Genomic DNA, 26,378 nt, shown 5'->3' on the forward strand with positions numbered 1-26,378 from the left:
CCTCCATCTTACCAAACTTGCGAGCGATGTAACTGCGCTACTTTCCGATGGTCCTCGTGTCGTCGGAAAGGCGGATCTTATGTCGCTGGGTTCAAATGGCAATCTCTTCGACCCAGCACAGACTATTAGAGCGTGACCAGTATCTTGCCGATAACCGAGCCTGCTGCCTGAGCCGCATGTGCCTCCGCGATCCTGTCGAGCGAAACGGTCAATCCCACAGCGGGCTGATACGCACCAGCCGCAACGCAAGCCGATACCTCCCTGACAGCCTGACGGAAAGCATCATCCGGAATCGAGTAGAAGAACACGAAGCGGAACGCATACCCACCGAACATCGTTTTCAGAAACGGCATGGACAGGCGAACCTGCGGGTCCTCGGTCGCATAGGCAGTGACGACGCCGCTTGGTGCAAGGCAGGCAATATCGGTATCAATGTTTGCTGCCATGTCGACATCGACGATACGGTCAACGCCACGTCCGTTCGTCCATTCCTTGATCCTGGCCGGAATGTCATCTGTCTTGCGATTGATGATCAGGTCTGCGCCCGCGGAGCTGGCGACCTTTGCCTGCTCGTCGCGGCTGATCGTCGCGGCCACTTCCGCACCTGCCCATTTTGCAAGAAGAATGGCGGCTGTTCCCACAGCTCCGCCGCCACCTTGTACGAGCACGCGGCGACCCCTGATATCGCCGTCCGCGAACAGGCAACGGTGCGCGGTGATCGCGGCAATACCGAGCGATGCGCCCACCTCGAAGGATGCTTTATCGCCAAGATGAACAGCATACTCTGATGGAAGGGTAACGTACTCGGCTGCCGTGCCAAAAGGCTGTCCGGTCTGCGCCTTGTAGAGCCAGACACGCTCGCCGATGCGATCCGGCGAAACGCCTGGACCGACCTTATCGATCGTTCCCGCGCCATCCTGATGCGGGACAATCTTCGGGAAGGGTATAGGAGCACCGGCGAAGCCACCGCGTGTTTTGAGGTCGGTCGGGTTTAGTCCAGAGATCGCGACCTTTACGCGGACCTGTCCGTGGCCAGGCTCTGGATCGGGAAGTTCGCCGATTGTTAAAACCTCGGGTCCGCCCTGCTTTTCGTAATAGGCTGCCTTCATTGAAATTCTCCTTTGCGTACCTTGATCACTACCTTTTCAAAGTTCCATGTTGCAACTAGGCAACATTTCTGCGCATAGGGGTAAAAAGTACACTGTTAGGATTTTCTATGGCCAAGGAATCATACAATTGCCCCGTAGAGGCGACAGTCGACGTCGCCGGTGGCAAATGGAAACCTGTCATCATCTACCATCTGCTGGATGGTCCCAAGCGGTTCGGAGAGCTTCGCCGTATGACAGGCGATCCAAGTCAACGCTCGATAACAATGCAACTGAGGCAGCTGGAGGAAGACGGCATCGTCAACAGGGAGGTATTTGCCGAGGTGCCGCCTCGGGTCGAATACTCGCTGACGGAGTTCGGAAAGACGCTGTGGCCGGTTCTGCGTGCCATGAAGGAGTGGGGCGATTCCTTCATGGCAAGATCCGGGTTGCACCAACCGTAAGGCGCGACCCGAAAACTCAGTTCCGGGCGACGCAGTCCGCTTCGGTCACCTTGTCGCCGCGGATGACGCGGGCGTAGAGGTCGGCACTTAGTTTCGGCGTGCGCTTCTGCGTATCCCAATCGACATAGATCATGCCGAACCGGCTGGCATATCCGCTGAGCCACTCAAGATTGTCGTGGCTCGACCAGACGTGGTAGCCCCTGACATCCGCGCCTTCGGACATCGCTGACTTCATGGCGGCAATATGGGTGACGAGATAGCGGCATCGCTGGACGTCATCGACCTTGCCGTTCTTCATCACGTCTTCTCCGGCAAATCCGGCGCCGTTCTCGGTGATGTAGACCGGCGGATTGCCGTATTCGCTTTTCATGCGACCGAGCAGCGCCTTGAACTGGTCCGGGCGTACGGCGCCGTTGAACGCTGAATATACCGTCTTTGGCAGATACTGCTCCGCGGAAAAGGCATCGACCGGCGTCGCACCATGCCGCACATACATTGGCGAATAGAAGTTGATGCCAAGGAAATCGAAGTGGGCTTCCCCGATCGTCTTTGCGTCTTCCGGCTGGATACCCGTGTCCAAGCCGCGCGCCGATGCCATGTCGAGCACGTCCTGCGGGTAGGTGCCCTTGTACATGGCATCAAGGAACCATCGGTTCAGCACGCCATCCGCCAAGACAGCGGACTTCTTGTCCGCGTCGCTGGCACCATCCTCGTTGATCGTCGGGAATAGAGGCAGCGCAAGGCCAAGCTGTCCTTTGTAGCCGTGCACCTCGAAGCTTTTCTTTGCCGCAGCTCCGGCAAGCAGGATGTGATTATAGGTCTTCAGCGAAACCGCCATATGGTCGGCATCTGGCAGGATCTTGAAGTCACCCTTGGCATTATCGCGGATATCTTCAGCGAGCGTCTTGGTTGCCCTTTCGACCGAGGGCTCGTTCAGCAGAACGAACAGATCCACCTGGTCGTGAAAGTTAGCAAAGATGGCGTCGGCATAGCGCTCGAACCACTTCACCGAGTCACGATTTTCCCATCCCCCGGCAGCAGCGAGTGATGAGGGCATGTCCCAGTGGTAGAGGGTCAGCATCGGCTTGATGCCGGCCGCCTTCAGGTCGGATATGAACTGCCGGTAATGTGCGATAGCGGCAGGGTTCACTGGTCCGAGCCCGTCCGGGATAATCCGGGGCCAGGAAACAGAGAAACGATAACTGGTCAGGCCGAGCTTCTTGAACAGTGCAATGTCTTTCAGGTACTGGTCTCGATTGTAGAAATCGATGGCGACAGCGCCGGAAATCCCAGGACCTGCAAGGTGGAGCCGGTCGAGATAGTCGTCCCAGACAGATGGTCCTTTTCCGTCTGCGGTGGTCGATCCTTCGACCTGGTAGGCGGCCGAAGCCGCCCCCCAGAGGAATTTATCCGTCGCGGCGGACGGCGACACAGCCATTGTCGTGGCGACAGCTATGACGCCTGCCGAAGCAGCAATCTTGCTCGTCATTCTCATGCCTTCACGCCTCGCTAAACTGCGCAAACAAGGCAGGAAGAATACCGGCCAGGTGATTGAACTCGATCATGTCGTGAACGGCAAGCTCGTAGGCAGTCATCTCTGCCAGCTGGTCGTTCCAGCCGACATGCGCCATCATCGCAGCGGCCTTCTCGGCGCCGGCGAAACGCCGCATCTCCGGGTGCGAGCCTATCCAGTACCGGCTCACCAGTTCCATGCCACCTTCGACATCTCGGGCGATGTGGATCATCATCGAGTTGATGACGTCGGGCGCCTGTGCCGGACCGACAATGCCGCTCGCATTCGCGGTAAAGCCGGCGCGCTTGAAGGCTGCAGCGTCAAAGCCGAGCTTTGCAGGGTCGGTGAAGCGGATCAAAAGCTCCATGGCCTGAGGACCGACAAGCTCCTTGACGTAGTTCGGATTGTCGTAGAGCCGATCCTCATAGCTGAGGCTCTTGTTAGCGAGGCGGGCAGGGTCTTTTACGCTGTTTTCGATATGGGCGTACGGGAACCAGAGCATGTAGCGCTCTTTTTCAATCGGGTGCCACGTGAACCACCAACGAAGCATCTCGGCAGTGGCGCGGGGAAAGAACAGGCTGTTCTGCACGTAAACGGTCGAACCGTCGAGAACCGCATAGCCCTGCTTGGGCGTCTTGTAGGACGGATCGATCAAGCGATTCAGATCGGCGACGCTCGGGGTCAGGCAATCTGCCTTGTCCAAAGGTCCAATTTGCAGAGCGAGTGCGTCCTGCGTCGGTACAACCAACTGCGGATTAAAGAATGTTTCGTAGGCCTTGCCCTTGAGCAACTGAGAATTTGTAATCAGCTGCTTTTGGGCAGCGACCGGCAGATAGGTGACAGCGCTGCTTTCAGGAGCGGGTATCGTATCCGCGGCTTCGGTTGGGGATGCTTTTAACATGGTTGCTCCTGCTGCTCCTGCTGCTAGGGCCGGAATCCCCTTGAGAAGGTTACGGCGTCCGAAAGAAGTCATCGAGTGTCTCCTGGTTGATTTGCGATGATTGAAATTTACTCTCCAACAGATTATCAGTCCAACAAATGAGACCAATTTGCGAAATCGATGTGACTGATGAAGGACGTTGACCTCAACCTTCTGAACAGCCTGCAAAAGCTCCTAGCTCTCGGAAGTGTCACAAAGGCGGCTGAAGAGCTGGGCATCAGCCAGTCTGCCATGAGCTACAACCTTGCCCGCTTGCGGAAAGCCATGGGGGACGAGCTCTTCACGCGGGATGCCGGCGGTCTCGTCATGACACCTTACGCGCGCACACTCGTCGAGCCGGTCTCGAAGGTCATGACGGAGATCGATCGGCTGGTCAGCCGGTCCGCAGCCTTTGACCCTATCTCCGCCGAGCGGACCTTTACAATCGCACTTCCAGATGCCGCAGAAGTTCTGATCATTCCCGAAATACTGCGCCGGGTGGATCGGGACGCGCCGGGCATTCGCCTGCAGCTTCGCAGTATCGATGAAGTGGACGCCCTGCGTGAACTCGACACGGGTATGATCGACATGGCGGTAGGCGTGTTCTCGGAAGGGCAGATCCACCACAAGCGCAAACTTCTTCATACCGATGACTACCTTTGCCTCTATAATGAGGCTTTGCTGAAATTCGGCAATCCAATCAGATTGGACGAATATTTATCAGCGCGCCATGTTGGGCTGTCTGGGAAAGTATCTAGCCGCGACGCGGTCGGTGACCAGCTTGCCATGATGGACGAACCGCGACGCATTTCCATGACGACAAGGCACCTGCTGTCGATCCCATTCATCGTTCTGGCCACGCCCGTCGTGGCAACCGTTCACGGTAGCCTGGCGCGTTATTTCGAGCGGCAACTTGGGCTGAGGACATCTCGCCCACCCTTTGAAATGCCTTCAGTGCCGATCTCGCTCTTGTGGCACAGCTCCAACGATGCCGATCCAGCGCACCGCTGGATGCGGGATGTGATCCAGACGTCACTTCGTGTTGCTCGGGAGTCAGGAAGCGCCGCTGAAAGCTGAGGCGCGACCGAGTCAGGTTCATGCACGACTATTTCGGGCGCTCTTCTCGACACGGGTCCTGGTCGCAAAGACACACAGCGTCAAGAAGGCGACCAATGCCGCGACAAAGAAAAATCCGGCGCGGGAGATGGGCAACATTTCGATGAAGGCAGACAGAAACTGCCCCATGAATATTGCGACTGACAAGTAACCCAGCAGCCTTCCTCTCAGTGCTGTGGGGCTGCGCTCGATGGTGAGATGATTGACGAGGGGTATCGAAAATCCAAAGCCGCAACCTACGAGGACACCGCCAACGATAGTCAGTAAAAGCGATCCTGCCGAAAAGAAGATCAGATGTCCTGCTGCATATGCAGCAAAGGCAATCATCGACGTTTTGGCGGCTCCCAATGGTCCTATGAGGTATGGAATTGCGAACGCGGCGCCTACTGCCACCAATGATATGAAGGACAGGAAGTAACCGATTTCAACTTCGCCTAGTCCCATTTCGGCCAGCTTCTGCGGGAGCAGGATCACTGCCGCGAAGAAGACGATCATGGAGCAGGTCGCCGCCAAATATACGTCCCACATCGGTGGAGCAGAAATCGAAATATTGGCTTCGGCAGAACGTGGTGACTCGTGAGTACGCGGCACGAAGGCGATCACCATCGCGGCGAATATCCAAGAGACCAAATAGAGGAGAAACGGATGTTGCCAGCTGATCCCTGCCAATATTCCGCCAATTGCTAGGAAAACGACACCGCCGAGTTCAATCGCCATTCCTTGACGAGCAATCATCTTGAGCCGAGTGTCTCCGTCGAAGAATTCTGAGATCAACGTCGTGCCAGCTGACATGACAATCGCTGTGGCCCCGCCCAAGAGGAAGCGATCGAGGAGAACGGCGACGTATCCGTGCATCCACACAGCGGCATAACCGAGGAGACCGTAAAGTCCTAACCCTGCTAAGAGGGCCCGACGGCTCCCTATGCGCTCGATAAGTCGACCGACCGCGAGACCGAATATCGCCACGCCCAGTGAAGGCAGTGTTACCAGCCAGCTAGATGCAGATGGTACGCCAAGTGCACTCGCGATCCCCGGCAGGCCGGGAACAATGACACAGCCAACCATGATAGTGAGGCAGGCGACACAAAGGAGCGTCAAGGCTCCTAAGGGCTTGAGTTGCTGCAATGTCTTCTCCATTAGAGATGATACGTCGCTGATTGCTGATAATTACGAGACTAAAGTCTCTATATATGCGAGACTGCATTCTCGCAATAGGAGAAGGTATGGAAACCGATAAAGTCCAACCCGCTAGGTCAGCGGGGCGGCCCCGTGATGAAGAGGCCACGCCGGCTTTGCTTGAAGTTACGAGGAAGCTTGTAAGCGAGAAAGGCTATGCAGATGTCACAATTGCATCGATCGCGTCGGCGGCGGGGGTGGGGCGTCAGACCATCTATCGTCGCTGGTCGAGCAAGGCGGAGCTTGTGCTTGACGCTTTTCTTGATAGTGCGTCGCAGGATGAGGTGATTGATAGCGGCCCGGTCCAGGCAACGCTTGAGCGTTTCCTTGCAAATCTTTTCCGAATTATCGGCAAAGACGGGCCTGCTATTCGCAATCTGATCGCGTCGGCCCAGACCGATGAGGCGTTTCTGAAAGTTTTCCGGGAGCGCTTTGTATTGCCGCGTGCAGAGATCGCTGCAACGATCATCAAAAGTGGCATTTCGCGGGGGGAGCTCAGCGATAGTCTTGATTTGGAACTTTCAGTTGATGCGTTACACGGTGTATTCTGGTATCGCCTCCTTCAAGGCAGGCCACTCGACGATTCCCTGGCCGTACGGCTCTCGACGTTCCTGACGAAGACGTAGTCTAAAGGCTCATGCCGCCATCAATTACGATGTTGGAACCGGTCATGAACGTGGCCTCTTCCGAAGCCATCAGCACGGCGATCGCGGCGATCTCCCCCGCTGTCCCTAGGCGTCCCATGAGTTGTCGGGATACGAACTTCTTGCGAGCCTCTTCGGCGTCGCCGGTCGCTTCCATGCGTGCGTGAAGAGAGGGTGTTTCGACCGTGCCTGGGCTGATGGCGTTGCAGCGCACGCCAAGCGCGGCAAAATCGCGGGCGACCGACATGGTCAGTCCGACGACGGCGGCTTTGCTCGTCGCGTAAGCGAAACGTTCCGGCGCGGCCATGATCGAGGACACGACGGATGCGATATTGATGATGCTCCCCGCCCTTCGCTGCGCCATGTTCGGGAGGAACGCCGAGATCGTATTGAACATCGACTTGACGTTGACTTCCAGGCTCAGATCAAGCTGCTTCGACGAGCATTCCAGGATGGTCCCGGTTGCGACGTAGCCAGCGCAATTGACCAGGACGGATATGTCAGGGAAACGTATGGCTGTGGCCTGGACCGCGTCGGGATCGGTGACGTCGAGCTCGATTGTCGTCACGCCATCGATATCGGCAAGAGCTTTTAACCCGTCTCCGTTGATATCAGAGGCAATGACCACCGCGCCCTCTCGCAAGAAAGCGTCCAATACTTCGCGACCGATCCCCTGTGCCGCGCCTGTTAGAAAGCAGGTCTTTCCATTCAATCGCCCCATTACGTCCTCCTTGTTAGGGCATCTGCCGGTGGCAGCGCCGAGTGGTAATGCGATCGTGCGTGCGCCCGATCGCTAGCAGGTGAGTGGATCAGGCGGCGGCAACGCTTTGGCGCTGGACCCCGAGTCCCCCGATGGAGACTTCCATCGTATCGCCGGCCTTGAGGTACCTTGGCGGCTTAAAACCCATGCCCACGCCGGGTGGCGTGCCGGTGGTGATGACGTCACCAAGCAGAAGCCTCATGAACTGGGAGATGTAGGAGACGATGAAGGGAACCCGGAAAATCATTGTCTTGGTCGATCCGTTCTGGACCAGCTCCCCGTTGACTTTCAGCGCCATGGACAAATTGTCCACATCGACCTCGTCCGTGGTCACAAGCCAGGGGCCAAGGGGACCGAAAGTCGGGCACCCTTTGCCTTTCGTCCAAGTGCCACCCCGTTCCAGCTGGTAAGAGCGCTCCGACACGTCGTTGCAGATACAATAGCCAGCAACATGCTCGAGAGCGGCATCTTCCGACACGTAGGAGGCCGTTTTGCCGATCACGATCGCAAGCTCGACTTCCCAGTCGGTCTTTTCAGATCCTGGCGGTATCAGCACCGTATCGTTAGGCCCGACGATACAGGAGGGTGCCTTGTTGAAGAGGATCGGCTCCTCCGGGATCGGCATTCCGCTTTCCGCGGCGTGGTCGGCATAGTTCAGGCCGACCGCGATGAAGTTTCCAACGCGCGTAATGCACGATCCGAGACGCACCGTGTTCTCGACGATGGGAAGAGCTTGCGGCTCGAGTTCGCCGATGGCCCGAAGGGTTTCCGGACCGATCGAGGCGCCGTCGATATCCGCGATATGCATGGACAGATCGCGGATCCGTCCCTCTCGATCCAGCAGACCGGGTTTCTCCGCGCCGGGGTGACCAAAACGAACGAGTTTCAAGGCATGCTCCTGTCAATTGATAGCGTGAGGGGTGTTGCTGGATACCGGCATGTTCCTCCAGCGCAGTAGCTTGGACGTGGAACCGATGCCAGGATTGAAGCAGTTGCAGGGATCGAGTTCATGATAATGGGAAACGACCGCACGCTCTGCCTTATAGAGATGGCCGACATTGTGCTCGGCCGGATACTTCGCGCCTCGTTGGTGCAGGATTGCTAACATCTGGTGTTCGACCTGCTGCCAGTCGGCGTTCTTCCCAATGATGTAATCCTGGTGAAACACGTGGCAGAAGAAGTGGCCGTAATAGAGCTTCTTGCGAATGTCCCGCTCGATTGAGGCGGGCAACGTTTCCACCCATTGCGTCGTGTTGCGCGGTAGTGCGATATCCAGGGCTACGATGTCACTGACCTCGCGGGCGTGCACGATCCGATACCTGACGGCTGCCCCGGCGACGGCAAACCTGTGCAGAAACGCCGCAGACGCCTCCGTCGGATCGCATTCGAAGAACGCAGCGTGCGCTGCCGAGCAAAACCGCTTCTGCAGATAATCCCGCGTTTCGCCGATGCAATCGCCGCCCGCCTTGATCAGCAGATGGTGCTCGAACCTGTTGCGGTAATCGCCCATTGTCTTCGGCAGATGGCTCGGGAGGATATGGCTGACCGCTTGAAGCAAGCGGTCGCTGAGATTGGCAGGAAGAAATCGCAGGCGGCCGGCGAGATCGTCGATGCGGCTCTTGGCCGCAAACAGCGACGGCAGTCGACTGGTCCCCAGCCATTTGATCAGCAGGAACGTGTCTTTCCCGTATCGTTCTGCGATATCGTAGGCGTCCCGATGGATATACTCGGCCGCGATTGGGAGGGTACGGAACGAAGAAAGCATCGTCCGGCGCAAATCGGTGAGATCCTCCGGATCGTTTGTCCCTATGTAAAAGACGCGGGTGTTCTTCTCGGCTTCGAAGGTGTCGAGGCGTACGGCAAAAATCAGGATCCGTCCTGATGACCCGGACGCTTCGTAGAGCCGTCTCGGGTCGCCATTGAAGCGGGCGGGAGTCGATGCCTCGATATCGCGGATATGGACGGCATAATCCCGGTCGGAGGCAGCCCTGTCATCAGCGCTGATATCGACATCCCCGAACTCGCCCCGGTCGAGACGTCTCAGAATCTCCTCAGGCGATGCGCCGAGTTCGATGCCGAGGTGATTGACAAGACCGAGAGCGCCCTGTTCGTCAACCTTCGCAAATAGCGCCAGTTCGGTATAGGCCGGGCCGCGATGGATCAGCGATCCTCCGGAATTGTTGGCGATACCGCCATGAACCGATGCACCGAGGCAGGATGACCCTATCACCGAATGGGGTTCGCGTCCGTGGGGCTTCAGCGCTTTCTCGAGTTCATCCAGCGTGACGCCCGGTAGGCAGACGACCTGTTTCCCATGATCGATGAGGTGGAGCGTCTTGATACGCATCGTGTTGATGACGACAACGTCGCGGTCATAATCATTGCCGAAGGGCGTGGACCCTCCGGTCAGCCCGGTATTCGCCGCCTGGGGAATGACGATTTTTCCTGCGCGTATGCAGGTTTCGAGGACCCGCCACATCTGCATCAGGCTTTTGGGCCGGACAACCGCAAGGGCCTTCCCTTGGCCGTAGCGATATCCGCTTGTGTAGCGGCGCGACGCGGAAACCGTGGTGAGCACATGCTTCGTGCCGACAATCCCTCGCAACTCCTCCAGGAAGACGCTGTCTGCTGCGGGTAAGGGCCCCGTTCCCGGGATTTTCGAGGTGACGAACTCAGACATGACTATGCTACTTGAGCCACTCAGCATAGTCTGGAACCAGAAGACGGTATGGCTGCTCGTCCTCCTCTATGCCGGAAAAGCGCGTGACTCGGTTATCCTGGAAAATGTTGTCTGCAGCGTCGTCGTTGACGGTCGATACCTCCGCCACAAAGACGTCGGACCCTTCGGCCCAGAACGAGTGCCAATCCCCCGGCATCAGTGTCACGCTTTCACCCGGCTGCAAGTGAAGCCTCCCTCCGGGTGGCAAAGTTCTGGCGATGCCGTCGCAGAGAATTGTCGTCCCTAAATGGGGATCGCAGACGCCGTCGCGACCACCGAACAGCTCAACTATGAGCGTACCACCGCCTCGGTTGATGATGTCCTCGGTCTTGAGGATGTGGGTATGGTTGGGCGTAACCTGATTTTGACGAGAAATCATAGCTTTTTCGGCATAGAGCATGCCGACACCACGTTTCAGGTCGGACAGTCGACCGTTTCGGGCCGTAAATAAAAGTAGGCCGTTTTTCTCGAAGTCCCCCATGCCGAAATCGGTAATATCCCACCCGAGCCCGGCCGCAATGATGTTGCCGATGTCACCCCCGCGCCTGGTCATCTCCTCAGGGCCCCAGTTCGCAAACGGGGGCAAAACATAGCCGAACGAAGCCATGAAGGCTTCCGCTTCACGGATGGTCCGGTTGATCTCGCTGCGTGTCAGCTTCTGTGTCATGGCTATTCCTCATACAATGCTCAGCGCACGCCGATGCCGGCCGTCAGGCCCCCGTCAATGCGATGATCGGATCCCGTGATAAATGCCGCCTTGCTGGATGCAAGGAAAGCTATGAGATCGGCGACCTCCTCCGGCTCGCCAATGCGGCCGAGAGGGTGCGCTGCTCCGAAGCGATCGAATACGGCATTGATGTCGGCGTCTTCGCCTTCAAAGGTTCGAGCGGCCAGCTCCAGAATGGGCGTGCGAACGGAGCCGGGGCTGACTGAGACGACCCGGATGCGGTCCCGGGCAAAATCGAGCGCCATGGCGCGGGTCATCGCGTGGATCGCGCCTTTTGAGGCGACATAGGCGGAAACGCCGTTCTGACAGGCAAACCCCTGTACGCTTGAGAGATTGATGATCACACCACCGCCGCGTTTGCGCATATGCGGAACGCCGAACTGTGCCGACAGATGGATCGAGCCGACGTTGACGGCCATGCAGCGCATGAAGACGTCGAACGGCGTGCCGATGGCATCCCCGTACGGATGGATCGCGGCGGAATTGACGATGATGTCGATCCCGCCGGACCCGGCCGCTGCTTGGTCAAATGCTGCCTTCACCGCATCCGCATCAGTCATGTCGGCAGTGATGACGTCGATCCTGAGAGCCTCGCCGGCTGCCAGTGCCGTAAGCTGATCGTTTGCCGCGGTGTCGATCCCGACTGCAACAACGCTTGCACCGTCTCGCGCCAGCTTGAGCGCCGCCGCAAGGCCTATCCCGGTGGTGCCGGTTACAACTGCGACCTTCCCCGAGAATTCTCTCATATCCCACTCCTCCCTCAGATTGATTTTTGTGGAGCGGCACCATCCGGAATGAAAACCAATCCAGCGCTCAAATGCCGATCCATATGGTAAGCAAAGGCAATCCTGTCCTTATTACGAAGCGCTTCGATGATGGATTGGTGCTCATTGAAGACGCTCTTCAAAGTCGATCGCTGCGACTTGCCTGCCATCATAACCCGCTGGATGACCGGCTTAAGCATGGCGTAGGTTTCCGTGAGTGTGCGATTGCCGGCGGCTGCGACCAGCAACATATGAAATTTGAAGTCGAGTTCGGATGCATCTTCGGCCGTTGCGGCGTTCAGGATAGCTGCGTTTACGTCCTCAACTTCGCGTAGGTGATCCTGCGAAAGGTTCACCACCAGAAGCTCGAAGAGATTCATCTCCGTCAGACGCCGATAACCCTGGATGTCCTCAAACGCGTCAGCCGATATCTCCATGGCAAAGGCGAATAGATCCTGCATCGCGTTGCGATGCTGATCGGTCAGAACAAGGCCGAGCTTCTGCCGTGACTCCGCAATGCCATAGGCTTTCAGCGTGCGAAATGCTTCGCGCACCGTGTTGCGACTTGAGGCGAACTTTTCCGCAAGCTCAACCTCGCTTGGCAGTACATCACCCACGCCCAGACCGCGATCGCGGATAAGCGTGCGTATCTGCCCGACGATCTCGTCGACTGCCGACGCTTTGTGCTCTCCCTCTAACGCCTTCACTGATGCGCTCCTGTTCGATGGTCGATAAGCACATAATATGTTGGTCATATTTTGGCAAATAGATTCTTTCATTGCAATTTACGCGTTTTTATGCGGATAATGTCCAACAATAAATTTGGAGGACAGAATGCTCGAAAGCTGGCGTTGGTTCGGCAATGATGATCCGGTGACCTTGTCACACGCGCGGCAAGCCGGCGCTCATGGGATCGTCACGGCCTTGCATCACAAGTATGACGGTCGTGCGTGGAGTTTGGATGATATCCTTTCCCACAAGGCTCAGATCGAAGGCGCCGGTATGGTCTGGTCAGTCTGTGAATCCATTCCGGTGCATTCGGCAATCAAACTGCGTAACAACGAGCAACGCCGCTATGTAGACAGCTGGAAGGAAAGCCTTGCCAATATTGGCCGTGCCGGAGTGCCGGTCGTTTGTTACAATTTCATGCCGGTTGTCGACTGGACACGCACAAGTCTCCGGTATCCGACAGAGACGGGCGGCCTCGCGCTTCGGTTCGACATGGCCGATTTCGCCGCTTACGACGTTTTCGTTTTGAAGCGCCCCAGGGCCGAAAAAAACTACGAACCAGACCTTCTGGAGACGGCGCAGCATCGGTTCGAGGCGATGTCCGGGTCCGATGTGGCGACGCTGGAAACAAACATCATAGCTGGGCTTCCAGGGAAGGAAGATACCCATACACGTGAGACCATCCGTGGCCATATCGCGTCCTTTGACGAACTGTCCTCGCAGGACATGCGCGCCAACCTCATCGAGTTTCTTAAGGAGGTCGTGCCGGTCGCAGTGGAACACGGGGTCAAGCTCGCCATCCATCCGGACGATCCGCCATTTTCGCTGTTTGGCCTGCCGCGGATCGTATCTCAGCCGGATGACATCCAGCTCATCCTAGACGCGGTCGACCATGAGACGAACGGGATTACGCTCTGCGCCGGCTCATACGGATCGCGCGTGGGTAATGATTTGACCGAGATGGCCAAGCGGTTTGCGCCGCGGGTTCATTTCGCCCATCTTCGGAATGTGAAAAAGGAAGCGGACGGATCCTTTATCGAGTCGGACCACCTCGATGGAGACGTCAACATGGTTTCCTTGGTGCTGGCTTTGCGCAACGAGGAGCGGCGGCGAGAAGGCGTTGGGCGTCAGGATGCCGTCATCCCGTTCAGGCCAGACCATGGCCATCTGCTGATCGACGATCAAAACAAATCCGTCAATCCGGGGTATTCATGTATCGGTCGTCTAAAGGGTCTGGCAGAGCTCCGAGGCGTGATCGCGGCCGTGGATCAACTTGGTCTTTGATCCACCGATGATAAAAGCCAAAGGCTGCCTCATCGACAAGCGCCGCGGGCGAGAGCCGCGACGCAATTGGCGTGCTTCCTAAACGGGCTGTGCGATTGTCAGCTCATCTGTCCGCCATCGACATAGCACTGAGAAACGACGTGAATCGCCGAGCAAGGAACACAGCCATTCAAGTCAGGTCCTCGGCGGTTCCCATTCGGCCGTAGGGGACCGCTTCCCCGACTTCCTTCTCCTTTTGGCATGGCGCCTTGTTCTCATCTCCCATTTCGTCAGCGCACCATCCCGGGAAAACGCCTAGTAAACCGCCTCCATTTTACGTCCGGTCAACGTTGCGTCGTGAGCCGTTCCGAAACGGGTTGACAAAAAATGATACAGATGTACCGTATAAAGGTACAGGCGCTCTGGGAGGAGTCAGCCAAAATCTGGATCGAACGCTACGCCGCGCATCGCGAGGCGAGGAGGATTTCTGTATGTCAATTACTGTCCGTGGGATCGAATTTCAGGATAACCTCGATAACCCGATGGGGATCGAGTTCTACAATCTATCGCACCGCTTCGGGTATCAGTGCCCAAACTGGCCCTACTTCAGGGACGTGCGTATCGAGCGCATGCACTACATGGCCAAGTCCGGCGTGCTGTCGCAGACCATCACTACAACGATGCACGTAACCACCCATATCGACGCACCTGCGCACGTTGTGCAGGGTACACCCTTCATCGATGAAGTGCCCCTCCCACACTTCTTCGGTACGGGCATCGTTGTCTCCATACCAAAGAAGAAATGGGAGCCGATCACGGGCGAGGACCTCGAAAAAGCTTGCGGCCATGCGATCCGCAAAGGCGACGTTCTGATCATCAACACCGGCTGGCATAAGCAGTATGAGGACGGTGACTATTTCGCTTATTGCCCAGGTTTGGTGCCGTCGGCAGCCGACTGGATGATCGAAAAGGGCATCAAGGTCGTCGGCCACGATACGCAGGCAAACGACCATCCGCTCGCAACCGCTATTGGTCCACAGCGCAACGGGCCACTCCTGCCGCACCTAGCCGACGAGTACAAAGAGTGGTCGGGCGGACGCGACTGGAAGGACGATTTCCCGGAATGGGAACCTGTCCACCAAAAGATTTTCAAGGCTGGCATCCTCGGTATCGAAAACGTGGGCGGCGATCTCGATGCGGTCACAGGCAAGCGCTGCACGTTCGCATTTTTCCCGATCAACTGGGATCGCGGCGACGGTTGCATCATCCGGCTCGTGGCCATGATGGACAAGGGCCAGGAATACCGCATCGAGAAGGGTGACAACTTCTGAAGACGAGCCGCTGCCAACGGTAACGGCAGCCGAGATGGAGTGACGCCGCAAGAGGAGATGGCGTCACTGCTGATCAACGGATGACGAGTCCGAAAAGCCAAAGTGAACGGGAGGAGACATGTTCACAAAGCGGTTCCAGGAAGCCAAGCCATATGAGGCGCCCAACCACCATGGGTGCTCTGGATTGCGGCTGCAGGGTTTCGAAGAAGGCGGGCCAAAAAACCAGTGGGTTGGGTTCTCGCAGTTTCTTCCAGGCGGACGAGCAGGTCCCGATTCAACACCGTTTGAAAAAGTCTACGTCGTTCTCGAAGGGGAAATGACGGTCATTGTTGGAGGCAATGAAACGGTCTTGAAAGCCTTGGATAGCTGCACCATTGCACCCGGCGAGGTTCGCGAGATCGTCAACCGATCCAACCACGTCTGCAAGATGATCGTCGTAATTCCATACCCTACGGGAGCGGTCCAATGATTGCGGAAGAAACACTGCGCAAGCCCCTCAATATGTTCGATATCACAGGCAAAGTGGCCATTGTGACGGGTGCCTCAGGAGCATTCGGAGCGCTTGCTGCACGCATTCTTGCAGGAGCAGGCACAAAGCTTGCGATTGTTGCAGGCAATGAGAATGCGCTCCGTGAGACTGAAGAGGCGTGTGTTCATCTCGATGCTGAAGTTCTCTCGATCAATCGACGTCCGGCGACCGAGGCAGACTGCGAGGCTATTGTCGCCGAGACGGTCGCTCGCTTCGGCCGCGTAGATATCCTAGTCGTCGCGTCCGGGAAGAACGACGTTGCCAAGATCGTCGACATGTCTCCTGAGCGCTTTCTTGATGTCATGGACGCGAACGTGACGCAAAGCTGGCTGATGGCCCGAGCCGTCGGCAAGCGCATGTTGGAACAGGGGGATGGCGGCAAAGTCGTCTTCATGTCCTCCGCACGTGGCCTCTTGGGACACCCGGCGGGATATTCCGCCTACTGCGCATCGAAGTCCGCAGTTGACGGATTAACCCGTGCGCTCGGCTGCGAGTGGGGTCCGACGGGCATCACGGTGAATGCGATAGCGCCAACGGTATTTCGTTCCCCGCTGACCGCTTGGATGTTCGACGAAACCGAGAAGGCACAGGAGGTCCGCAAGGGATTTCTTGCCCGTGTTCCGAAAGGGCGGTTGGGCGAGCCAGATGATCTGGCGGGCCCGTTGCTCTTCCTGGCGTCGCGAGCATCAGACTTCTACACGGGGCACATACTTTACGCCGATGGCGGATACACGGCGGGCTGATGATGTCAGATACCAAAAAGAAGATTGCGGTGATCGGGGCAGGGCTCATGGGCCATGGTATAGCCCAGGTTTTTGCCGTCGCAGGTCACAGCGTAGCGGTGTTCGATGCCCATCAACCGGCTCTCGACACTCTCCGCTCTCGGATTGCGAAGAACCTTTTCGACCTTGGCTTGCCGGATGGAGCGCAGGACCTTGTCACGGGTCATGCTATGCTGGCACGCGCGGTGATCGATGCTGACGTAGTCGTCGAGGCTGCGCCCGAGAAGCTGGAGCTGAAGCGCTCAATATTCGCTGATCTTGTGCGCCTGTCGCCCAAGCATACCACTCTCGCCTCAAACACATCGGTCATTCCAATCACCGACATCGCAGCCGGATTGGAAACGGGCGAGCGCATACTCGGAACGCATTGGTGGAACCCGCCATTTCTCGTACCGCTCGTCGAAGTGGTGGGTACGGCAAACACCGACCCTCACACCGTCGCCGAGATGATTGATCTTTTGGCATCGGTCGGCAAGACGCCGGTCCACGTTAAAAAGGATGTTCCAGGCTTCGTGGGGAACCGGTTGCAGCACGCACTGTGGCGGGAAGCGATAGCCATTGTAGCCGAGGGCATCGCTGACGCCGAGACGGTCGACATTGTTGTCAAATCAAGCTTTGGACGGCGGTTGGCAGTACTGGGGCCATTGGAAAACGCCGATCTCGTTGGAACTGATCTGACACTCGACATCCATAACGTCGTGCTCGAACACCTCAATCGCGACCCCGGTCCATCGCCTTACCTTCAAAAGCTGGTTGAGGACGGGCGGCTTGGGATGAAATCTGGAGAAGGGTTCCGAGCTTGGACAGAGGACGATGCCGCCGCGCTTAGAACACGCGTGTCGCAATATCTCAGGAACTTCAAACCGGTCGAATAAGAAGCCAGCGATACACCAAGCCTTTGGGAGGAGGCCGACTATGAAAATCATGGGGTTTAATCGAAGACGGTTTTTAAAGGCTACTGCACTCGCGGTCGCCGCACCCGCACTGATAAAGGGACCTGCATTTGCCGCAGGGGAACCCATACGCGTAGGCTTTGTCACGCCGCAAACCGGTCCGTTGGCGTTTTTTGGTGAACCAGATCGTTTTCTCCTTCAGCGCTTCAAATCCGCGCTGGAGCAAGGCGCGAATGGTCGCCCGATCGAAATCCTTATCAAGGACAGTCAGTCAAACCCGAGCCGAGCGTCGGAACTCGCCAATCAACTGGCCCTGAAGGACGAAGTCAGCCTGCTGATCACCGCTGGTGGTCCAGACACCGTCGTTCCGGTTGCAGATCAAGCCGAGCTGAACGGAATACCGATGATAGGGACAGCTTGCCCGTGGCAGCCCTTCGTCTTCGGCCGCAATAGCACGCCGGACAAGGGTTTCAACTGGGGCTACCTCTTTGCCTTCGGTTTGGAGGACGTCATCGCTGCCTACATCGGGCTGTGGGGGACCATCGAAACCAACAAGAAGGTCGGCTTGCTTTTCCCCAATGATGCGGATGGCAATGCCTGGGGAGACGCTAAATTTGGCTTCCCGCCCGCACTGACACAAGGAGGGTACACAGTCGTCGACACTGGGCGCTATACGCCCATGGCTGAAGACTTCACGGCCCAGATCACCAAGATGAAGTCCGAAGGGGTAGATATCGTCGCTGCGACGATGATCCCTCCGGAGTTCTTCACATTTTGGAGCCAGGCCAAACAGCAAGGCTTCCAGCCGAAAATTGCGACGATTGGAAAGGCTCTGCTGCTGCCAACCACGCTGGAGGCGATCGGTCCGACTGCTGACGGATTGTCGACGGAGGTGGCCTGGCATCCAAGCTATCCTTCTCGGTCGGCTACGACGGGCGACACGTCGTCATCGGTGGCGGCGGAATGGCAAAAGGCGACCGGCAGGCAATGGACACAGGCAGTTGGTCTCAAGCACGCGCTTCTGGACGTCGCTATAGACGTGCTGAAGCGGGCCAGTGACCCGCGTGACGCAGGCTCGGTGATAGAGGCGATCAAAGCAACCAGGGCAGATACCTTGCTAGGTACCGTTGATTGGTCGGTATCCGGCATCAAAAACGTCGCGAAAGTCCCAATTGTCGGCGGTCAATGGCGTCAGGCGGACGGGAAGTTCGACATTGCCATCTGCGCCAATCCGACGGGGGCTGCGATACCCGTCGCCGATAAGCTCCGTCCGGTAGCCTGAGGAGAAGATTATGCGGTTTGAAAACGCTAACGACCTACTGAATAAAGGCTATCTGAAGATTGAGTCCGGCGTCGTCGACTACGAGAACGGGTTCAAAACGGTGTGCGCTTACACCCGCATGCCGCGCTGCAAGGCGAAGATGGTGGACTGGTGGTTCGGTTGGCTCGGGGGTACCGATCAGTACAAGCTGTGGCATCCGCGCGATCACGTCTTCAGCGACTGGGAGGAACGCCAGTTTGGAAGCTACATTGGCTCCAGTCATCTGGTTCACGAATATCTCGGCGGTGATGACGGCCCCTTGTTCAAGCTGAGGATCAACTTCCGCGATCCCACCGAATTCTTCGATAAGGCTCGGTACGCAGCCTTCGACGGAACGGCCGTGTGCGCACGCATCGGGAGCCTTGAGAAGCCTGTAAACCTCGGTCGGATGACGCACTTCGTTCGCAACACCGATTACGGCTGCGAAATGCGCTCTCGGTTCTTTCTTGGCCATGTCGAGAGCCGCGATCCGGACCATCCGTTCTCGGAGGAGCAGAAGGCGGGAATACGGCGCGAGCTGGTCACCGACGATCTGGCGCGAGGCCTGCATCAGCACGCCACGGAGGAGATGGGATATCTCGGCGAGCTGCTGCCAATTCTCTACCGGCAGGTCACACAGGACGTCACGCTCTAACTTCAATCGAACTTTTCTGGGAGGATATTATGGGTTCGAATGACACCACCGGAACAAAAAGTATCACACGCCGGATAGTGCTGCAGTCCAGTCTGGGACTAATTGCGGCACCTGCAATCTTGCGCTTCACGCGGGCCTACGCAGACACGCCGACAATCAAAGTCGGTCACGTCAGCCCCGTCACCGGGCCTTTGGCCGGATTTGCCGAGGCAAATGACTACATTCTCAATGGGATCAAGAAGTCCCTTTCCAGCGTCGACAACAATGGGAAGTCCTGGGCTATCGAAGTTATTTCGAAAGACAGCCAGTCGAACCCGAACCGTGCTGCGGAAGTGGCAGCCGATCTTATCTTAAAAGACGAGGTGGACATTATCGTCGCCGCCTCGACGCCGGATACCGTCAATCCAGTCTCTGACCAAGCAGAGGCCAACGGCACACCTTGCATCACGACTGACTGCCCGTGGCAGCCCTACTTCTTTGGCCGCAATGGTGTTCCGAACAAAGGCTTCGAGTCCACCTACCATTTCTTCTGGGGGCTGGAAGACGTCATTGGCGCGTTCCTTTCTCTCTGGGACAATCCCAATGTTGCGAAAAAAGTCGGGGGATTATTCCCGAACGATGCCGACGGCAACGCATGGGGCGACCCGGAACGCGGCTTCCCCAAGCCGCTTAAGGAAGCTGGATATGCGTTGACCGATCCGGGCCGATATCAGCCAATGTCGGACGACTTCTCGGCGCAAATTTCCGCGTTCAAGGCGGCTGGTGTAGAGATCGTCACCGGAAACATGATCCCGCCCGACTTCGCGACGTTCTGGAGCCAGGCCGGTCAGCAAGGCCTCAAGCCCAAGATCGTCACCATCGGCAAGGCGTTACTGTTCCCTTCAGTGATTGCCTCTCTCGGAGAACGCGGGATCGGACTTTCGTCGGAAATCTGGTGGTCGCCCAATCATCCGTTCTCTTCCAGTCTCACGGATGAAAGCTCAAAGGACCTTGCAGAAGGGTTTGTAAAAGCCACCAACCGCCCGTGGACGCAGCCCATCGGCTTCAAGCACGCTCTCTTCGAAGTAGTCACAGATGTAGTCAAGAGAACCGCCGATCTTGAGGACCCTGCGGCCATCATTGATGCGATCAAGACAACAAACTTGAAGACGATTGTTGGCCCGGTGGATTGGTCCAAGGGCCCAGTCAAAAACGTGACGAAAACTCCTCTCGTCGCTGGCCAATGGCAGAATGTGAACGGGAAGGCGGAGCTGGTGATCACGACCAACAAGACGGCACCAGAAATCCCGGTCGGCGGAGAACTCAAACTCCTCTGAGCTTGCTTGCAGGGCTGCTCGGCGGCGGGCAGCCCCTAATCGAGAGAACACGATGCCAATCATAGAACTGGACACGGTCAGCAAGCGGTATGGCGCCCTCCAAGTCACCGACAAGGTTTCATTGTCAGTCGATGCGGGCGAGGCCGTGGGAATTATTGGTCCCAACGGCGCGGGTAAGACGACGCTCTTCAATCTCATCGCGGGCACGACGTTGCCCGACAGCGGGACAATACACTTTGACGGCTCCGACGTAACGCGAGTACCGGCGCGCAGCCGGTGTCATCGCGGTATCGGGCGCTCTTTCCAGATACCCCACCCATTTGTCGGCATGACAACCTACGAGAATGTACTGGTGGGGGCCACTTTCGGAGGCCGCGCGACCGAGGCGGCTGGAGCTGCAAAGGCGGTGGAGGTTCTCGAACTGACGGGCCTGGCAAAAAAGGCAAATACGCTTGCCGGCAAACTGACACTTCTGGAACGCAAGCGGCTGGAAATGGCCAGGGCGCTTGCAAGTTCGCCCAAGCTCATTCTGCTGGACGAGATCGCTGGTGGTCTGACAGAACCAGAATGCGTTGAACTCGTCGCGGCCATCAAGAGCGTCCGCAAGGAAGGCGTCTCTATAATCTGGATAGAACACGTGGTTCACGCTCTGCTGGCCGTGGTCGACCGGATCGCAGTCATCGATTTCGGCCGCAAGATTGCAGACGGTGATCCAGCCGCCACGATGGCAAACCCTCAGGTTGCAGCGATCTACATGGGGATCGAAGGGGAGGTTGCTCATGTCTGACGTCCTTCTGTCTACCCACTCATTGCGGGCCGGATATGGCGACTTCCAGGCATTGTTCGGTGTCGACCTGACCCTGTCTCGTGGAGAAGTGCTGGCACTCATCGGCGCAAACGGCGCAGGCAAGAGCACGCTCTTGAAGGCAATCACAGGCCTCGTGCCCTGCCGCAGTGAAATGGTTCGTCTGCACGGCAAAGAGATTGGTGGCCAGCGGCCCGATAAGATTGCCCGTGGGGGAATTGCCCTCGTGCCGGAGGGTCGACGCCTGTTCCGATCGCTGACCGTTGAGGAAAATCTCGTGATCGGTGGCGAACGGGCACAAAAAGGAAAGTGGTCCCTGGACCGCATCTATTCTCTATTTCCAATCCTCGCGGAGCGACGGAAAAATCCTGGTACGGCTTTGTCCGGAGGTCAGCAGCAGATGGTGGCCATTGGGAGAGCCTTGATGGCCAACCCTGAGGTCATCCTCTTTGACGAGATTTCGCTCGGTCTCGCTCCGGTGGTTATCAAAGACATCTACGCGGTGCTTCCAGCCATCGTGGAAAGTGGCGTATCGGCGATCCTGGTCGAGCAGGATGTTTCCCGAGCACTCTCCGTCGCTCATCGCTTCGTCTGCATGCAAGAGGGAAAAGTTTCTCTTGCGGGTGAACCGTCTCAATTCAGCAGAGCCGAAGTCACGGCTGCCTACTTCGGGACCTGATCGCCATGGATTGGATCAACGCAATTGTTCAAGGAATTTTGCTGGGCGGCCTTTACGCTTTGTTCGCTGCGGGTCTTTCGCTGATCTTCGGCGTCATGCGGCTGGTCAACATCGCGCACGGCGACCTCATCGTATTGGCCGCTTACGTTGCCTTGGTCATCGTTCAGGCGACGGGGCTACATCCTTTGGCTTCGGCCATGCTTGTTGTCCCCATCATGGCCCTGATCGGATATTTCCTGCAGCGGTTCCTGCTCAATCCCACGATTGGCAAAGACCTTCTCTCGCCCCTGCTGGTGACGTTCGGCATATCAGTGCTCTTGCAGAACGGGTTGCTGCTCGGTTTCACGGCGGATAGTCGGCGGTTGCCAGCCGGTCCATTGGAAACAGCGAGCTTCGAGGTGTTCTCCGGGCTTACAATCGGCCTGCTTCCGCTGCTGATGTTCGTCGTCGCGATCTTGGTCATCTTCGGTCTCGACCGGGTGTTCTTCCACACCTCACTTGGCCGCGCGTTCCGTGCGACATCCGACGACGGCGAAGTGGCACAGCTGATGATGATTGACCGTCGCCACATCTTCGGAATGGCCATGGCTCTCTCATTGGGCGTCGTCGCTATCGCTGGCATCTTCCTCGCCATCCGCACAAATTTCGACCCTTCGTCTGGTCCAACAAGGCTGATTTTTGGCTTCGAGGCCGTCATCATCGGTGGGCTCGGAAACCTCTGGGGGACGCTTGCCGGAGGGATAGTGCTCGGTGTTGCCCAAGCCATCGGCGCTCAGATCTCGCCGGGCTGGCAAATCCTCGCAGGTCACATCGTCTTCTTTGTTGTGTTGGCCTTCAGCCCGCGCGGCCTTTTCCCCAGAATGGATTGACGGACATGAGCTTCCGAATTGAACGCTTTACCCCTGCCAGTCGCGCAACCTCGATTGTCGCATGCCTCATGTTGATTGCGTTGGTCGCCGCGCCGTGGCTCACGGGCCGCGCCAACATCCGCCTTCTTGGGGAGATGTTCTCATTCCTGGCACTTGCCAGCCTTTGGAACCTGCTTGCCGGGTACTGTGGACTGGTATCCGTCGGCCAGCAGGCATTCGTCGGGTTTGGCGGTTACATGCTCTTCGCCTTGGCGATCTTCCTTGGAATGGACCCTCTGCTGGCAATCCCCGTTGCGGGCGTGCTTGGCGCAATCATCGCCGCTCCGATTGGGACGCTGCTCTTCCGCCTTCATGGTGCGTATTTTGCCATTGGCAGCTGGGTCTTTGCCGAAGTGCTGCGGCTTTCGTTCGCGCAGATATCCTCGCTCGGCGGTGGATCGGGTTCAAGCCTGCCCACCTCGATCATCACGGGGATCGCGAGTAGCAGAGAGTGGCGGGAAATCTTTATCTACTGGACCGGTCTGGCACTTGCCGTGGTCGCACTGCTCTTCGTTGTCCTGTTGCTCCGATCAAAGATGGGCCTGGCGCTCACGGGACTGAGGGATAGCGAGATCGCTTCGGAAAGCCTGGGCATCAATGCCTGGCTAACGAAAATGACGGTCTATGTCAGCGTAGCTGGTCTCACGACCATGGTTGGTTCGTTCATCTTCCTGCAGAAATTGCGCATCTCTCCTGATGCCGCGTTCAGCGTGAATGACTGGACAGCTTACGTGATCTTCATCGCGGTTATCGGCGGCATTGGGACTATAGAAGGGCCGATCATCGGCACCGTTGTTTTCTTCCTGCTGCGCGAAACGCTTGCCGACCTGGGTACGACTTATTTGATGATCCTGGGGGCATTGGCAATCGTGATCATGCTGAAGGCACCCCGAGGAATCTGGGGGATCATAAGCGAACGAGCCGGGATCTCTCTCGTGCCAATTCGCCGCCGCGTCGTCTTTCAATAGCAATTTTTAGGCCATGGAACGGGAGGTCTTCGCCTTGAGAAATACGAATGAACAAGTCGATACGATTGGTGCATCGAGCAGGTGGCACGTCATGGCGGCATCCTTTGCCAGCTACGCCTTCGATGCGATGGATTTCATGCTGTTGGCACTCGCACTGCCGCTCATCATCAAGGAGTGGAACCTGACGCTTGCGGACGCCGGTCTCTTGGGGACAGCTGGGATGATCGGCGTCGGTCTCAGCAGCGTCGTCATCGGGTGGTACTCAGACAACTACGGACGCAGAAAGGCGCTTATCTTCAGTCTTCTTGTTTTCGGCCTGTTTACGGCCGCTGCTGCGCTAGCGCGTGGTTGGACGGATATGCTGATCTTGCGCTTCGTCGCCGGGCTCGGGCTCGGTGGTGTGTGGGGTGTTGCCGCAGCATTCATCAATGAGACGTGGCCGAAGCACCTACGTGGGCGCGTGATCTCGTTCGTGTTGAGCGCTTGGCCGATCGGCTTTGGAATTGCAGCGGTGCTTGCTCATGCGATCATGCCGAACTGGGGATGGCGCGTCCTCTTCTTATGTGGCGGCGGAGCAATCATAACCGTCATTTACATTCTCTTCTTCGTTCCAGAGTCGCAGGTTTGGGCTGAGGAGAAGAAGAAGGCCGCCCGCGCTACGACCAAACAACGTGCCTCCGTCGCGGAAATCTTCTCTGGAGAGCTTCGGCGAAAAACGATCCTTGGTACGATCGCGGCGAGCTGCGCCCTCGTTGGCTACTGGGGAACTAACACCTGGCTGCCGACCTACCTGGTGCAGGAGCGTGGGTTGGATGCCAGCCACATGACGACCTTCATCATCATGCTCAACGTAGGAATGTTCATCGGGTACCAGATTTTCGGGTTCCTTGCGGACAAGATTGGCCGTCGGACGGCTCTTCTTGTCTGCTTCACTGGCGCAACGATCATGCTGCCGATCTACGCCTCCATCCACGACAACAACATCCTGTTCTGGATGGGCCCGGTGCTTGCGATCTTCTTCGCCTACGCCGGCCCATTCGGTTCATATTTTCCTGAGCTTTACCCCGCGCGGGTTCGCGGAACAGGAGCTGGGTTTTGTTTCAACGTTGGCCGAGGAATTTCGGCTTTCGCCCCGTTCGTCCTTGGTCAGATCGGCAGCCGCTATGGCTTGGCGACGGGAATAGGTCTTTGCGCGATAGGTTTTCTGGGAGCGGGCATCACGATGCTCTTCCTACCAGAAACCAAAACTGCTGGCGAAACTGTGTCGAATAGCGTCGGCGGCAAGGAAGCTCTCCAGCAGTCATAGCGCAAACAAGGCGTGGGGCGGGGCCTTCCGCCCTACGCCGAATTGAAGGTCACGATGCTGAGCGGCGTCAGAAAGGAATTACAATGGCGGACTTATCCAAGAAAATTATCATTACGTGTGCGGTGACAGGCGGAATCCACACGCCGACGATGTCAGATGCACTACCATTCACCCCTGACGATATCGCCCGGCAGTCCATTGAAGCAGCAGAGGCGGGCGCTTCCATTCTTCACTTGCATGCGCGAGATCCGAAGGACGGACGCCCCACACCCGATCCGGCCGTGTTCATGCAGTTTCTGCCACGCATCAAGCAGGCGACGGATGCTGTGATCAACATCACGACCGGTGGCGGTCTTAATATGACGGTCGAGGATCGACTGGCTGCTCCTTTAAAAGCGAAGCCGGAAATGTGTTCGTTGAACATGGGGTCCATGAACTTCGGCATCTATCCGCTTGCAGACCGCTACTGCAGCTGGAAATATGAGTGGGAAGAGCCTTATCTTCGTGGCACTGATGATTTCATCTTTCGCAACACCTTCAGAGACATCGAACGCATCCTAAAGATGTTAGGTGAGGAGCACGGAACGAAGTTCGAGCATGAGTGCTATGATGTTGGCCACCTGTACAATCTCGCGCACTTCGTTGATCGCGGGCTCGTCAAGGGACCGTTCTTTATCCAGATGATTTTCGGCATTCTTGGTGGCATCGGTCCTGATTTGGAAAACCTGATGTTTATGAAGCGGACTGCTGACAAGCTTTTTGGCGACCAGTACCGCTGGTCAGTGTTGGCTGCTGGGCGGTTCCAGATGCCCTTCGCGACCCAATCGGCGATGTTGGGCGGTTCTGTCCGTGTCGGACTAGAAGACTCGCTCTATATCGGACGCGGCAAGCTCGCGAATTCCAACGCTGAGCAGGTTGGCAAGATCAAGACAATCCTGCAAGAACTCGGACATGAGATCGCAACACCAGCCGAGGCGCGGCAGATCCTGGGCCTTAAGGGTGGTGATCAGGTAGGGTTCTGACAGGT

The 26,378-nt window shown here is 57.3% G+C and carries 27 protein-coding genes; 17 read left to right on the plus strand and 10 right to left on the minus strand.

From position 1 onward, the window contains the following. Nucleotides 1-125: 125 nt before the first annotated feature. Nucleotides 126-1,109, minus strand: a complete 984-nt coding sequence (locus RRH01S_RS29995) for an NADPH:quinone reductase (protein WP_042476646.1) — start codon at nucleotides 1,107-1,109, stop codon at nucleotides 126-128. 107 nt (nucleotides 1,110-1,216) lie between these two features. Between RRH01S_RS29995 and RRH01S_RS30000 the strand changes: the two genes are divergently transcribed. Continuing rightward, nucleotides 1,217-1,549: a winged helix-turn-helix transcriptional regulator gene (locus RRH01S_RS30000; protein WP_042476649.1), complete on the plus strand. Its 333-nt coding sequence runs from the start codon at nucleotides 1,217-1,219 to the stop codon at nucleotides 1,547-1,549. A gap of 16 nt (nucleotides 1,550-1,565) precedes the next feature. Here RRH01S_RS30000 and RRH01S_RS30005 read toward each other — a convergent pair whose 3' ends face one another. Further along, the gene (locus tag RRH01S_RS30005) at nucleotides 1,566-3,038 is read right to left on the minus strand and encodes a glycoside hydrolase family 1 protein (RefSeq protein ID WP_042476653.1); all 1,473 of its coding nucleotides are present in this window, start codon (nucleotides 3,036-3,038) and stop codon (nucleotides 1,566-1,568) included. A gap of 10 nt (nucleotides 3,039-3,048) precedes the next feature. Then, a complete protein-coding gene (locus tag RRH01S_RS30010) occupies nucleotides 3,049-4,035 on the minus strand; it encodes a DAPG hydrolase family protein (protein ID WP_052365366.1) in 987 nt (328 codons plus the stop codon). A gap of 96 nt (nucleotides 4,036-4,131) precedes the next feature. On the opposite strand from RRH01S_RS30010, the gene RRH01S_RS30015 reads away from it, so the two are divergent. Beyond that, nucleotides 4,132-5,058, plus strand: a complete 927-nt coding sequence (locus RRH01S_RS30015; protein WP_042476656.1) for a LysR family transcriptional regulator — start codon at nucleotides 4,132-4,134, stop codon at nucleotides 5,056-5,058. An 18-nt stretch (nucleotides 5,059-5,076) separates the two neighbouring features. Here RRH01S_RS30015 and RRH01S_RS30020 read toward each other — a convergent pair whose 3' ends face one another. After that, on the minus strand, nucleotides 5,077-6,222 hold the full coding sequence (locus RRH01S_RS30020; protein ID WP_042476659.1) for an MFS transporter: 1,146 nt from the start codon (nucleotides 6,220-6,222) through the stop codon (nucleotides 5,077-5,079). Between the two features lie 98 nt (nucleotides 6,223-6,320). Between RRH01S_RS30020 and RRH01S_RS30025 the strand changes: the two genes are divergently transcribed. Further along, nucleotides 6,321-6,899, plus strand: coding sequence for a TetR/AcrR family transcriptional regulator (locus RRH01S_RS30025; RefSeq protein ID WP_042476660.1), 579 nt, complete (start codon nucleotides 6,321-6,323; stop codon nucleotides 6,897-6,899). 1 nt (nucleotide 6,900) lies between these two features. Here RRH01S_RS30025 and RRH01S_RS30030 read toward each other — a convergent pair whose 3' ends face one another. The 6 genes from RRH01S_RS30030 to RRH01S_RS30055 all read right to left on the minus strand — a co-directional run bounded on the left by RRH01S_RS30030 (nucleotide 6,901) and on the right by RRH01S_RS30055 (nucleotide 12,594). Next, on the minus strand, nucleotides 6,901-7,638 hold the full coding sequence (locus tag RRH01S_RS30030; protein ID WP_042476663.1) for an SDR family oxidoreductase: 738 nt from the start codon (nucleotides 7,636-7,638) through the stop codon (nucleotides 6,901-6,903). An 88-nt stretch (nucleotides 7,639-7,726) separates the two neighbouring features. After that, nucleotides 7,727-8,566, minus strand: a complete 840-nt coding sequence (locus tag RRH01S_RS30035) for a fumarylacetoacetate hydrolase family protein (RefSeq protein ID WP_042476667.1) — start codon at nucleotides 8,564-8,566, stop codon at nucleotides 7,727-7,729. A gap of 12 nt (nucleotides 8,567-8,578) precedes the next feature. Continuing rightward, the gene (gene dld, locus RRH01S_RS30040; RefSeq protein WP_042476670.1) at nucleotides 8,579-10,357 is read right to left on the minus strand and encodes a D-lactate dehydrogenase; all 1,779 of its coding nucleotides are present in this window, start codon (nucleotides 10,355-10,357) and stop codon (nucleotides 8,579-8,581) included. Between the two features lie 7 nt (nucleotides 10,358-10,364). Beyond that, the gene (locus RRH01S_RS30045; RefSeq protein WP_042476797.1) at nucleotides 10,365-11,051 is read right to left on the minus strand and encodes a D-lyxose/D-mannose family sugar isomerase; all 687 of its coding nucleotides are present in this window, start codon (nucleotides 11,049-11,051) and stop codon (nucleotides 10,365-10,367) included. A gap of 32 nt (nucleotides 11,052-11,083) precedes the next feature. Then, entirely contained in the window at nucleotides 11,084-11,869 is a 786-nt protein-coding gene (locus RRH01S_RS30050; protein ID WP_042476673.1) for an SDR family NAD(P)-dependent oxidoreductase, read from the minus strand. 14 nt (nucleotides 11,870-11,883) lie between these two features. Beyond that, nucleotides 11,884-12,594: a FadR/GntR family transcriptional regulator gene (locus RRH01S_RS30055; RefSeq protein ID WP_042476676.1), complete on the minus strand. Its 711-nt coding sequence runs from the start codon at nucleotides 12,592-12,594 to the stop codon at nucleotides 11,884-11,886. A 127-nt stretch (nucleotides 12,595-12,721) separates the two neighbouring features. On the opposite strand from RRH01S_RS30055, the gene uxuA reads away from it, so the two are divergent. The 14 genes from uxuA (at nucleotide 12,722) to kce (ending at nucleotide 26,373) form a co-directional block, all read left to right on the plus strand. After that, on the plus strand, nucleotides 12,722-13,900 hold the full coding sequence (gene uxuA / locus RRH01S_RS30060) for a mannonate dehydratase (protein WP_042476679.1): 1,179 nt from the start codon (nucleotides 12,722-12,724) through the stop codon (nucleotides 13,898-13,900). A gap of 470 nt (nucleotides 13,901-14,370) precedes the next feature. Beyond that, complete coding sequence (locus RRH01S_RS30065; RefSeq protein WP_042476680.1) at nucleotides 14,371-15,210, plus strand: cyclase family protein; 840 nt, start codon at nucleotides 14,371-14,373, stop codon at nucleotides 15,208-15,210. A 118-nt stretch (nucleotides 15,211-15,328) separates the two neighbouring features. Beyond that, a complete protein-coding gene (locus RRH01S_RS30070) occupies nucleotides 15,329-15,679 on the plus strand; it encodes a cupin domain-containing protein (RefSeq protein ID WP_042476683.1) in 351 nt (116 codons plus the stop codon). Further along, nucleotides 15,676-16,482: an SDR family NAD(P)-dependent oxidoreductase gene (locus tag RRH01S_RS30075; protein ID WP_042476687.1), complete on the plus strand. Its 807-nt coding sequence runs from the start codon at nucleotides 15,676-15,678 to the stop codon at nucleotides 16,480-16,482. Before RRH01S_RS30070 ends, RRH01S_RS30075 begins: the two co-directional genes overlap by 4 nt. Nucleotides 16,483-16,484: 2 nt before the next feature. Then, nucleotides 16,485-17,396 carry a 3-hydroxyacyl-CoA dehydrogenase family protein gene (locus tag RRH01S_RS30080; protein ID WP_202034062.1) on the plus strand — a complete coding sequence of 304 codons (912 nt, stop codon included), beginning with the start codon at nucleotides 16,485-16,487 and terminating at the stop codon, nucleotides 17,394-17,396. A gap of 40 nt (nucleotides 17,397-17,436) precedes the next feature. Next, nucleotides 17,437-18,696, plus strand: a complete 1,260-nt coding sequence (locus RRH01S_RS30085) for an ABC transporter substrate-binding protein (RefSeq protein WP_052365370.1) — start codon at nucleotides 17,437-17,439, stop codon at nucleotides 18,694-18,696. 10 nt (nucleotides 18,697-18,706) lie between these two features. After that, nucleotides 18,707-19,369 carry a DAPG hydrolase family protein gene (locus RRH01S_RS30090; RefSeq protein ID WP_052365371.1) on the plus strand — a complete coding sequence of 221 codons (663 nt, stop codon included), beginning with the start codon at nucleotides 18,707-18,709 and terminating at the stop codon, nucleotides 19,367-19,369. A 29-nt stretch (nucleotides 19,370-19,398) separates the two neighbouring features. Further along, a complete protein-coding gene (locus tag RRH01S_RS30095; protein ID WP_042476692.1) occupies nucleotides 19,399-20,685 on the plus strand; it encodes an ABC transporter substrate-binding protein in 1,287 nt (428 codons plus the stop codon). Nucleotides 20,686-20,737: 52 nt separating this feature from the next. Then, nucleotides 20,738-21,472, plus strand: a complete 735-nt coding sequence (locus RRH01S_RS30100) for an ABC transporter ATP-binding protein (protein WP_042476695.1) — start codon at nucleotides 20,738-20,740, stop codon at nucleotides 21,470-21,472. Next, nucleotides 21,465-22,169 (plus strand): ABC transporter ATP-binding protein, encoded by a 705-nt coding sequence (locus tag RRH01S_RS30105; RefSeq protein ID WP_042476697.1) that lies wholly within the window; start codon nucleotides 21,465-21,467, stop codon nucleotides 22,167-22,169. Before RRH01S_RS30100 ends, RRH01S_RS30105 begins: the two co-directional genes overlap by 8 nt. A gap of 5 nt (nucleotides 22,170-22,174) precedes the next feature. Continuing rightward, nucleotides 22,175-23,038 carry a branched-chain amino acid ABC transporter permease gene (locus RRH01S_RS30110; RefSeq protein WP_042476699.1) on the plus strand — a complete coding sequence of 288 codons (864 nt, stop codon included), beginning with the start codon at nucleotides 22,175-22,177 and terminating at the stop codon, nucleotides 23,036-23,038. A 5-nt stretch (nucleotides 23,039-23,043) separates the two neighbouring features. Beyond that, nucleotides 23,044-24,045 (plus strand): branched-chain amino acid ABC transporter permease, encoded by a 1,002-nt coding sequence (locus RRH01S_RS30115; protein WP_042476702.1) that lies wholly within the window; start codon nucleotides 23,044-23,046, stop codon nucleotides 24,043-24,045. A 34-nt stretch (nucleotides 24,046-24,079) separates the two neighbouring features. Continuing rightward, nucleotides 24,080-25,351 carry an MFS transporter gene (locus RRH01S_RS30120; protein ID WP_202034061.1) on the plus strand — a complete coding sequence of 424 codons (1,272 nt, stop codon included), beginning with the start codon at nucleotides 24,080-24,082 and terminating at the stop codon, nucleotides 25,349-25,351. Between the two features lie 83 nt (nucleotides 25,352-25,434). Then, on the plus strand, nucleotides 25,435-26,373 hold the full coding sequence (gene kce / locus RRH01S_RS30125; RefSeq protein ID WP_042476706.1) for a 3,5-dioxohexanoate:acetyl-CoA acetone transferase: 939 nt from the start codon (nucleotides 25,435-25,437) through the stop codon (nucleotides 26,371-26,373). The last annotated feature ends 5 nt before the right edge of the window (nucleotides 26,374-26,378 follow it).

Source organism: Rhizobium rhizogenes NBRC 13257 (genome assembly GCF_000696095.1).
Lineage (GTDB): Bacteria > Pseudomonadota > Alphaproteobacteria > Rhizobiales > Rhizobiaceae > Rhizobium > Rhizobium rhizogenes.